This window comes from Pseudomonas lurida, assembly GCF_013522705.1.
Taxonomy (GTDB): domain Bacteria; phylum Pseudomonadota; class Gammaproteobacteria; order Pseudomonadales; family Pseudomonadaceae; genus Aquipseudomonas; species Aquipseudomonas quebecensis.
The window spans coordinates 1-8,412 of sequence record NZ_JAAMRE010000051.1 but is presented as its reverse complement, the minus strand read 5'-3'; the positions used below and the strand labels follow the sequence as shown (position 1 = coordinate 8,412).

The 8,412-nt window shown below is 54.5% G+C and carries 7 protein-coding genes and 3 pseudogenes; 5 read left to right on the top strand and 5 right to left on the bottom strand.

The genetic code is table 11. The features are described 5' to 3' along the window. Window positions 1-271 precede the first annotated feature (271 nt). Window positions 272-778 (bottom strand): peptide-methionine (S)-S-oxide reductase MsrA, encoded by a 507-nt coding sequence (gene msrA / locus G7025_RS26390; RefSeq protein WP_181081922.1) that lies wholly within the window; start codon window positions 776-778, stop codon window positions 272-274. A gap of 106 nt (window positions 779-884) precedes the next feature. Between msrA and G7025_RS26385 the strand changes: the two are divergent. Then, window positions 885-998: pseudogene (locus G7025_RS26385) on the top strand (3-oxoacyl-ACP reductase); the annotation flags it as partial. Window positions 999-1,134: 136 nt separating this feature from the next. Here the strand turns inward: G7025_RS26385 and G7025_RS26380 are convergent. The 3 genes and pseudogenes from G7025_RS26380 to G7025_RS26370 all read right to left on the bottom strand — a co-directional run. Then, window positions 1,135-2,478 carry a hypothetical protein gene (locus G7025_RS26380; protein ID WP_181081921.1) on the bottom strand — a complete coding sequence of 448 codons (1,344 nt, stop codon included), beginning with the start codon at window positions 2,476-2,478 and terminating at the stop codon, window positions 1,135-1,137. Between the two features lie 873 nt (window positions 2,479-3,351). After that, on the bottom strand, window positions 3,352-3,966 hold the full coding sequence (locus G7025_RS26375) for a LysE family translocator (protein ID WP_181081920.1): 615 nt from the start codon (window positions 3,964-3,966) through the stop codon (window positions 3,352-3,354). Window positions 3,967-4,158: 192 nt separating this feature from the next. Then, a pseudogene (locus G7025_RS26370) lies at window positions 4,159-4,236 on the bottom strand (oxidoreductase); the annotation flags it as partial. On the opposite strand from G7025_RS26370, the pseudogene G7025_RS26365 reads away from it, so the two are divergent. From G7025_RS26365 to G7025_RS26350, 4 genes and pseudogenes are all read left to right on the top strand, one after another. Further along, window positions 4,228-4,476: pseudogene (locus G7025_RS26365) on the top strand (helix-turn-helix domain-containing protein); the annotation flags it as partial. The pseudogenes G7025_RS26370 and G7025_RS26365 overlap by 9 nt on opposite strands. 433 nt (window positions 4,477-4,909) lie before the next feature. Then, on the top strand, window positions 4,910-5,254 hold the full coding sequence (locus G7025_RS26360) for a DUF6124 family protein (RefSeq protein ID WP_181081919.1): 345 nt from the start codon (window positions 4,910-4,912) through the stop codon (window positions 5,252-5,254). 347 nt (window positions 5,255-5,601) lie between these two features. Next, on the top strand, window positions 5,602-5,931 hold the full coding sequence (locus G7025_RS26355) for a hypothetical protein (RefSeq protein WP_181081918.1): 330 nt from the start codon (window positions 5,602-5,604) through the stop codon (window positions 5,929-5,931). A gap of 814 nt (window positions 5,932-6,745) precedes the next feature. Next, entirely contained in the window at window positions 6,746-7,285 is a 540-nt protein-coding gene (locus tag G7025_RS26350) for an AAA family ATPase (protein WP_080758713.1), read from the top strand. A 348-nt stretch (window positions 7,286-7,633) separates the two neighbouring features. Here G7025_RS26350 and G7025_RS26345 read toward each other — a convergent pair whose 3' ends face one another. Then, window positions 7,634-7,999, bottom strand: a complete 366-nt coding sequence (locus tag G7025_RS26345; RefSeq protein ID WP_181081917.1) for a hypothetical protein — start codon at window positions 7,997-7,999, stop codon at window positions 7,634-7,636. Window positions 8,000-8,412 lie beyond the last annotated feature (413 nt).

Here is an 8,412-nt window from a genome sequence, read left to right as displayed (position 1 = left end):
TCAGGGACAGAGGCACCGCCTCACTTAAAGTCCGGATGTATGGCTGCAACCTTATCCCGTCTGTGTTTTCACGAATTGAGTGCTTGGCATACTGGGGGCGTCCATGTATGAGCGGGCTTGCCCCGCGTTGGGCTGCGCAGCAGCCCCATTCCAGGCGATGTGATTTCAGCTGACACTCCGAGGTGCCTGGGTGTGGGGCCGCTTCGCAGCCCAGCGCAGGACAAGCCTGCTCACCACAGAGTTCGCGGCCTCTCCCCAGCGCTACTCACGCTTAGCCCCGCTTGGGCAACGTCCAATTTGGCCGGATGAAGTGGCACGTATACCCATTGGGTATGCGCTCCAGGTAATCCTGATGCTCCGGTTCCGCCTCCCAGAACTCGCGGGCGGGCTCTATCTGCGTGACCACAGGCCCCGGCCACAGCTTGGAGGCATCCACGTCAGCCGCGGTGTCTTCGGCAATCTCCCGTTGCTGCTCGCTCAGGTAGTAAATCGCCGAACGATAGCTTGGCCCCAGATCATTGCCCTGCCGGTTCGGCGTGCTGGGGTCATGGATCTGGAAAAAGAACTCAAGAATCTGTCGGTAGGTGATCACCGCCGGGTCAAACACGATTTCAATCGCTTCGGCATGGTTGCCATGGTTGCGGTAGGTGGCATTCGGCACATCGCCGCCGGTGTAGCCGACGCGCGTGTGCAGCACGCCGGGGTAGCGTCGCAGCAGGTCCTGCATGCCCCAGAAGCAGCCGCCGGCGAGGATGGCGGTTTCGGTTGGATTGGTCATGGTGTGTCCTTGCGCTTGGTGGATATGGGGTAGTTATGGGGTGATGTTGCGCAATACCAAGCTGGATCGCGGAAAAACGACCGCCGGGCCACCACTCGCCTGCCGTATCGCTCTGGGCCGCGTTGGCCTGCAGGATGATATAGGCGCTGCGGTTGCCGCGACCCTGTCCGATGACATGGCCTGGGCTGATCGGACGACGTTGGATATCTCAGGTGGGCAGTTTTTTTGTAGCCTGCGTTGTATGGGCTCATTTTTAACCCAATCCGTTGAAGCCCATGACGGTACGCCGCAGGCCTTGAGGCTCAGCAGGCCAATGTGCGGGGCGATGGGCTGTTCTGGTCAGGGTGGACATGTACTCAGGGTTTGAGATGTCTCATTAACTTGAAAAGATGTCCTGCCCAAGTCCATCGTGTCGCAGTGTTGCCGCGCGTATCTGCGAGAGCTTCAAGGACGCTATGCCGGGTCGCTTCACCGACGGAGGCATCCAACTGCACTGACTGATCGTCAGACGGCGGCCCTGGCTGGCTCATGTGGCCAGTAACCGGGTCTATCGTATAGCCTTCGGCCTTACCTTTGTCTGTAAGGGTCCATACACCATTGACGCAGCCGCTGAGGGCTTGGGAAGGTGGCAGCCTGTCAGATTTGTCCGTAGTTCGGACGATGTAGTCCTCGATTCTGATGTTTCTGTCGAAGGTGGCGAACTCGTTGCCCAACGGCGGTTGCAGGTCACCCTCACTGGAGAATTTGTTCACCATTTTCTCCAAGAACGGTATGCCGCCTATATTGGAAAACGCACCTTGTTCGGGTCGCAGGATATGGCGCAAAAAGCCTGGATCGATGCGGGTACTGTTGATCGCTGAACCATTCAGGATGCGTGCGGCAATGGCTTTATCTTCCTCTTTGAAGTCGAAGATCACCCGATAGCCCTGCGCATCGTAGCTGGGGCCATCCATTAATTGACGACCGTCGCTGAAGTGACGATAAGTACCGAGAATCCCGGCCAATCGATCAACGTAGCTCAGGTCCACCCCCTCCGCCTGTGCATAGGCATACATATCCGCAAACAGGGCTCGATCGTTATGATTAAGAAAAAGGTTGGCGTTTTGAGCACCGTTTTCACTGGTATGGGGGGGCTTAGCCACAGGCGGCTCGTATGGGGTACCAAACAAACGCTTAATCATGAGCTCGCGCTCGCTGGCGGGCGTTGACTTCTTAACGACAGCGGCCGATGGCGCGATTGATTGCAGCTCATCCCAAGCAGCGCGTCGCTCGTTAACGGTGAAGGGGCCGCCGTCATCGTGGGCAATCAGGATCAGTTGATCGCGTGCGATGCCTTTGAATGGGTTGGTATCAGATCCGTTGGCGAAGCCTGTCGCTTGGCGAGCGCGTGCCAGAAGTTCCGGGTTATCGGTATCGGGAACCTCCGCATCGTGCTGTGCTTTTTTGACGAGATACTGCTCGCTGACGATCGGGCCGAGCAAAACGTCGTTATTCTGATCACCACGAGTGTGTGCACGCGTTGCCGCCTCACTTAACTGACGAGCCAGGATCGAGACGGAACTGGAAGTAACGCTGCCGTGAGAGGTGACCATGGTTTGCTTCTCATCATTTGGTGACGCTGCCGCCAACGTCGTAGCGCTGGTAGAACTATGTACCAAAGGACTGTAAGACGACGAGGAAGAAGCATTGAGAATGACCATGAGCACGTACTCCGTGTAAGAAGACAGTAACGGCTACATCCACTTTGTTTTTTAAGGGAGGAACTCTCTTAAGTGAAAAGCGGCGAATCCATCATCGCTTGATCACTACCTGTACCGAAATGTCACTGAGTCGACACCAGCAGGCTGTATATAACGCGGTGTACCGCCATACACCCTGTGATAGATAGTGACATAGGCACCATGATCGAAAGCTTGAGCATTAAAGTCAAAAAGCGTTCCGGATGAATTAGGATAAATTGCTCTACAGCTCTCCTCAGCGCTGTAAGGCCGCGTGTAGCACAATTTAACTTCCTCCCCGAACCCTTGAGGATAGTAGGTTGTGCTCCACTGGATTTCCATTAGTTACTTTTGATCAGCGAAGACGGCGGCAGGTATATCTGCAGTAAACACATGCAATCTCGCGAATCCAACGCCTGCTACAGTATCGGAATTGGATAATACCAGTATGGGATTGGGGGCCTTAATCTTTGTGATGGACCTTTCTTGCGCAATAGAGCCACTGGCAAAAAACACCCAAAAAAACAAGTAACAGCTCCTGCCCCTTATAATTCCTGGCAATGCATTCAAGCTCATCATGACCGCCACCTCAGACTTAATAATAATTAAATATTTTCAGATAAATCCACCATTAGAATCACGCCACCACCCTTGCACGATTTATTAACGAAGAACAGCCATGCACTTCCTAAAATCCGGAAGGACAGGTCTGTCATTCGCAAAAGTAGGAACTTGTAAGTAACTTCCTAGTCCCGCACCTGCTCCCGCTCGAACGCCCTTCATGCGTTCAGCTTAAATCCACAGCGAAGGCGCATAGCTAATAAATTTGGGCAGTGCAAGCCAATTGGTTCGAAGCTAAACCAACTGGCGGACCCCCAGAGACAAAATCAAACCACCGCATAGTCGATCAATTATTTTTTTCCGCCGTTGATACCCCGAAGCAATCTTAGGGTGCGAAAGCGCGATTGCGACCATTCCATACCAGGTCATTGAAACCACTACCACAACTGCCAACATCGAAAAAAACGTGGCTGGCGAAACATGGGCGGGGGCGGCGGCAGAAAAGACAGCGGCGTAGAAGGCCATGGACTTGGGGTTGCCAATGTTAGTAATCACCCCCTGAATAAAAGACTGCCGGTGACTACCGGCAACGGCATCATTTAGCGCGCCAAGTGCATTCTTCCCCGCGTTGATCAGCAGTCGAAGCCCAAACCACATGAGGTAGGCGGCCCCTAGAACCTTTACAACAAAGGCAGCCCAAGGGAACGCAGCAAATACAATCCCCAGACCCGCGATTGCACAGGTAGACCAGAACAAGTTGACCACTACGATACCCGCTACCAGGGCCAGCGCTTCTGACCGTGTAGTAGCCACCGCTTTATGGACCACTGCGACGAAATTTGGGCCGGGGGTAACGACACCGGCCAGGTAAACCAAAAAGACTGTCAAGACAGCGGAACCATCGATCATGTGCTTGCTCGCGAGTGGTGTGGGCGGTGTCATCAGGGAAACGAGTCAGGACGCTTATGGGGTCCACCTCCATTGAGATAATAGTTTTACACAGCGTTCAGAAGTTCCGGTTTTTTTACACGCGCTGAGCCGAGGGCAGCCGCTCATGGGCAACTGCCTCCGAACCCAGGTATACCTTGCTACCAACGCTGATCAGTGTGGGCTGGCGGTGGGACGCACCACAATCTCACTTACATCCACATCGTCGGGCTGTTCAATGGCATAGCCAATCTGGGCAGTTCTACATTGCATCATCGTTTCAAGGCAGTGACGGCCATGAGTCCGCTGCAGTATCAAAAACAACTGCGCCTGCAGGAAGCCCGCCGCCTGTTGCCCGGCGAAGGGCTGGATGTGGCGAGTGCCTGCTATCGAGTAGGCTACGAAAGCCCTTCGCAATTCAGCCGGGAATACAGCCGTCAGTTTGGGTGTCCGCCATCAAGAGATACCAACCGAGTTCGGCACCCTGTGTGAGAGTCCAAGCGCTTGCCTGGGCGTTGCATGAATTCATGTTTGACCCCATCAGGGCGTGAAGCTTGCGACGCGAGATACATGACGGCCCCTGGCGTGCTGCATCACCGGTACAAGTCCTACAAGCAGCCTGTGCGCCTTGCTCCGTTGCCTACAGTTGCGTCAGAATCCGCCGGCTTGTGCGCTTGAGTGAGCGTCTCTAAGGTGGCCCGGTCGCTGACAACTCAGTGATCGGGTTTAGTAGCCCGTGGTCGAATTTCGCTTAGTGCACAAGCTTCATCCACCAGACTTCCGGTCTGTGCTTGATGGTGGCTGTGCGCAGGGCACCTTCGGGTGCGCCGGCTTTGCGGAATTCCCCGGTCTACTAACCTGCGTACAGCTGCCACCCTTTCGTTTAGTAGCGAAACGGTGTCGGCCCTGACAGGGAAATTCCGTTATGTACAAAGTCACGCCTAACCCTCCGAACAGTCCTGACCTGAAACTGAATCAGGCGGCGCATCGTGCAATTGATCACTACCTCAACGCGGGCGCCGAACCGCCACAACCGCCTCCTCCACCTTCGACCACGCTATTCAACGTTGCTGACGATGCCAGCAGCGAAGTGCTGCTCGTCAATAGCTATGAAACCTTTTCGTCGGTCACAGCATTGCTGCTTGACCTGTCGGATGAATTGACAGGAAAGCAGCGGGATGTGGCGTTGGCGATTCATCAGCTGAGTGAACTGGGGGTGTTGTTGGTCGATAAATTGATGGCGCGGGAGGGGGCTGGAGCAGGCAGGTAACTATAGGCTCGATAGAACGCTGAGTCTTCGCGACTTATTTTATGAAGACTCGGCGGTTTTCTTTTGGGAATAAATAGATTTGCTTCTAACCTGACTTAATCCGAGGTGTGATTGGCTGCTTCCGGCCAATAGCTGCCGGAGTCAGCCGTTGCTTAGCTGCATGATGTGAGTCGCATGGGCGTCTTCAGTTCGAAAGCAGCAGCCCGTGATTGAGGAATCAAGCTAGGCTTAAGCAAGCCTCGCTATGAAGGATGAAAGTCCTCGAAATAGGAGTTTCCACCGGCGAAACGTTAAAGGAAAGAAAATAGCCAGCGCTCCTATCACCATCAGAACTTCAGGAATAACCGATGCAACATCTGATCCTTCATTTCACTCATTCCATCGAGGACATTGTCCCGTGGTGCAACGTTATTGAAGAACTCAAGCCACAGCTTGCTCGGAGTGGCGTAGGTCAATTCGATAGCGATGACATGGCAATCGATGGCGGCGACTGTGAGGCTATATTTCGAGGCTTGGATGCAAAACAGCTATTGGCCGTCATCCTTCCGCATATCCAAAACCTGGATTTTCTACAAAAGCCAACAACTAAAGTGGAGCTTATCTTCGGAGAGCTTGGCAGTTCTTCTGAGCGGCAAATTTTCAGCTTAGCTGACACTAAGTGGGTACCGTCTGCTTAGGGTCGAAAGTCGTCAATCGCGAAGCGCAGCTATTGGCCGGGAGCTGCGGTACGCAACTGAAAGCTTCCGGCCCAAAAAAGCGGCTCCGAATCGCCGAATGAAGGCTAAGAAACCTGATCACCTATCACTATGATGGGTGCTCCGAAGGTTACATCAGATAGCCGAGTAGCCTCAGCTAATGCCCGTAACGGGGCAGGCAAATCGAAAAGTGTCAGTGGATTCAGTGGGCGGCATTGCAGCTCATACCCCCTCAAGGCCTGGCGTGAATCGCGATGACCGTCTGACCAGTCGTACGCGAAGAACCCACGTTTGGCAAATTCAACGAAAGCGTTTACGCCAGCCCTGGCAGTGACCCGATCTACATCGGACACCTCCGGCAATGAAAGGACAAATTCTTCGGAGTTTTCGACGGAGGGCATTGCGGAATCAGGAACCGGCCCCGGCCCCCCCGTAGTGAAGAGCGCAACCTGCCCGACGGCGTCGGTGGCGACCCATCCAACATCAAAGTCCTGGAGAACGAAGGGAGCCAACATTTGCACCTACTTTATAAAAAGGGACGAGTTGATTTCCTAACTCTACTTGCCAGCCCAGAGTGTGTAAAAGCGCGTCGGCAAACTCTTAAAGCGGGAAGAAATTCGACGAGTTCATTGCCCCAGCTTTAAACATCCGGTTCTGGCCGATCACTGCCCGCTACGACAGGCAGAAATCGGCCAGAAGCTGCCTGTCATACTGACCGCTTTTTGTTGACCGAGATCGGTCTTGACGTAAAATCGCCGCCCCGGAAAATCAGCTGGCATAGTGAGAAGGAGCTTCGATGCAACGGGTGATGATTGTTGGTCAACCTGGGTCAGGCAAAAGCACTTTGGCGCGTGAGCTTGGTCAGCGCACAGGTTTGCCGGTCATTCATATCGACACTATTCACTGGCAGCCAGGGTGGATCGAGCGAAGTCCGGACGAGAAGACACAGCTTTGTCTCGATGTAGAGGCCCGAGATTGTTGGATATTCGAAGGCGGCCATTCAGCCACTTGGGACAACCGGCTGGCCCGTGCAGACCTCTTGATATGGATTGATCGTTCGGCGACGCTTCGATTCTTACGCGTACTGCGCAGAACCCTGCTCCAACGCGGTCAGTCTCGGCCTGACTTGCCTGAGAACTGCCCCGAACTGCTGATGAACCTGCCGGAGTTTTTTAGATTCATGTGGCGGACGAAAAAATCAGCTCGAGAAAAGATGCGGCAACTTGTTGCAACAGCGCCACCAGCTTGCCGCGTGGTTTGTCTGCGTTCTAATCGGGATACCTGCAATTTTCTCGCGAGCATTGAAAATTCGAACGTCCAGACTCCGCGAGATTGATCGACGGTTGCCTGATGCGATGCGGGACTACCGTTTACGAGTGGCTGCTATTGGCCGCTAACTGACTTTCTGATTGGAAAGGCCGAGCTGGAATGGCTGATAGGCAGCCAGTACGCTTGAGTCCCTCTAGTGATAGCCATGGCGTTTTCATCGTACTGATAGTCGCCGTAATTACACTCCAAGATCTGCCCTATATTGGGTTCAAAGTTAATAGCCATCAATCGTCCTTAGAGCTGGATTGCTGCCAGAATTCATGATGCTACAGCGCCACGCATTCCGCGCGAAGGAGCGCTGGGCATATCCATGCGATGGGTTGCTGCGAAGGTTGCGTGAGCGAGTGACGCCCGATTAGCGCCCCATGAGTGGGTAGTGCTCGATGCGACACGGATGCGGGTGGCCATCGCCCTTGCAAATTCCATCCAGATACCGATAGTCAATCTGCACCGACTGGCCTTTTCGAGGCCATTGCCGACGCGGGAGGGTGTTCTGGTAATCGGTGGTTTCCGGGGTGAAGGTGAGCGTCGAGCCTTGCTGGGGACATTGCGTGGTGGGGGTGGTCGGGGCGACCTTGAGGATCCGCCCCTGCAGCTGCGGGTACGGTTGTTTCAAGACGTTGACGATCTGCACGTCCAGCCGGCAAATCTGCCAGCTCGCCGCGTGGACGGGGCTGCACAGGGTGGTGAGCGCAAGGGCCAGCGCTGCGTATGTTTTCATGGGTTAAATGTCCAGATCCTTGGAACAAGCAACCTGGCAAGGCCCTGAACTTCCGTCAGCTTCTGGCTGACTTAGTCCTTGGCGCCGGGTCAGTTGGGGAGTGGCAGCACTATGCCAATTACCCAGCGGCCAATACAAGTCTTATGACTTTAATGTTCCCCTGTGGCGAGGGAGCATGCTCCCGCTGGGCTTAGAGGGTCTTCAATACCCCCCAGTGAACTGGACCGCGAGAAGGGGCCTATAGGGATATAGGTGTAAGCAATAAGCCAGAATGACTTTAGATATACAGTCGCATGCTGTGAGCCTTGACTATCGGGCTGAAACAGAACCGCGCCGGCGGTCCGCTTTTGGCCGAAAGCCCCCTCACCGCGTCCTTCCGTCGCACCCCACCGCCTCACCCTCCAGCCCCCACC

What these genes read in the sequence shown, in the direction of transcription:
- msrA (WP_181081922.1), bottom strand. Translation starts at nt 778, where the DNA reads ATGACCAATCCAACCGAAACCGCCATCCTCGCCGGCGGCTGCTTCTGG.
- G7025_RS26380 (WP_181081921.1), bottom strand. Translation starts at nt 2,478, where the DNA reads ATGGTCATTCTCAATGCTTCTTCCTCGTCGTCTTACAGTCCTTTGGTA.
- G7025_RS26375 (WP_181081920.1), bottom strand. Translation starts at nt 3,966, where the DNA reads ATGATCGATGGTTCCGCTGTCTTGACAGTCTTTTTGGTTTACCTGGCC.
- G7025_RS26360 (WP_181081919.1), top strand. Translation starts at nt 4,910, where the DNA reads ATGTACAAAGTCACGCCTAACCCTCCGAACAGTCCTGACCTGAAACTG.
- G7025_RS26355 (WP_181081918.1), top strand. Translation starts at nt 5,602, where the DNA reads ATGCAACATCTGATCCTTCATTTCACTCATTCCATCGAGGACATTGTC.
- G7025_RS26350 (WP_080758713.1), top strand. Translation starts at nt 6,746, where the DNA reads ATGCAACGGGTGATGATTGTTGGTCAACCTGGGTCAGGCAAAAGCACT.
- G7025_RS26345 (WP_181081917.1), bottom strand. Translation starts at nt 7,999, where the DNA reads ATGAAAACATACGCAGCGCTGGCCCTTGCGCTCACCACCCTGTGCAGC.